The organism is Aestuarium sp., assembly GCF_023253315.1.
Classification (GTDB): domain Bacteria; phylum Pseudomonadota; class Alphaproteobacteria; order Rhodobacterales; family Rhodobacteraceae; genus Marivivens; species Marivivens donghaensis.
This window is the reverse complement of the sequence record NZ_JALRGW010000121.1, coordinates 1-872: the sequence shown is the minus strand read 5'-3', so window position 1 is coordinate 872 and position 872 is coordinate 1. Positions and strand designations below refer to the sequence as shown.

The following is an 872-nucleotide window of genomic DNA, read 5'->3' as shown; positions in this document are numbered from 1 at the left end:
TGCAAGGCACGCTCACCGAGAGCGTTGAAAAAGGCGGGCGCACCTTCACCCGCGGCCTCAACCCCGACCGCCAATACACCGGCGCCGATGGTCAGCCCCTGACCTTGCATGGTCGCTCGCTGATGTTCTTGCGCAACGTGGGCCACCTGATGACCAACCCCGCGATTTTGTGGGGCGAGGGACAAGAAATTCCCGAAGGCATCATGGACGCCATGGTCACCACCACCATCGCCATGGTGGATTTGCAAGGCAAGGGCGCCAACGGCATTCGCAACTCTCGCCAAGGCTCGGTCTACATCGTCAAGCCCAAGATGCACGGCCCCACCGAAGTGGCGTTTGCCAGCGAACTGTTTGGTCGCGTTGAAAAGGTCTTGGGCCTGCCCACGGCCACCGTCAAGCTCGGCATCATGGACGAAGAGCGCCGCACCAGCTTGAACCTCAAAGCCTGTATCGCTGCGGCCGCGGATCGCGTGGCCTTCATCAACACCGGCTTCCTCGACCGCACCGGCGACGAAATGCACACCGCCATGCAAGGCGGCGCCATGATGCGCAAGGGCGACATGAAGTCCAGCGCATGGATTCAGGCCTACGAGCGCAACAACGTGTTGGTGGGCCTGGACTGCGGCTTGCGCGGACGTGCCCAGATCGGCAAAGGCATGTGGGCCATGCCCGACCTCATGGCCGCCATGTTGGAACAAAAAATTGGTCACCCCAAAGCCGGTGCCAACACCGCCTGGGTGCCCAGCCCCACCGCTGCCACCTTGCACGCCCTGCATTACCAGCAGGTGTCGGTCGCCGCCATCCAGCAAGAGATGGAAAAGATCGACGCCAACGCCGAGCGCCAAAACCTGCTCAACGGTCTGTGCACCGTG

Annotated in this window: 1 protein-coding gene; it reads left to right on the top strand. The window is 62.4% G+C overall.

The genetic code is table 11. From position 1 onward, the window contains the following. Nucleotides 1–872 (top strand): aldolase/citrate lyase/malate synthase family protein (locus tag AC1QQ2_RS14540; RefSeq protein ID WP_479713682.1); only part of this gene is annotated, 872 nt, incomplete at both ends.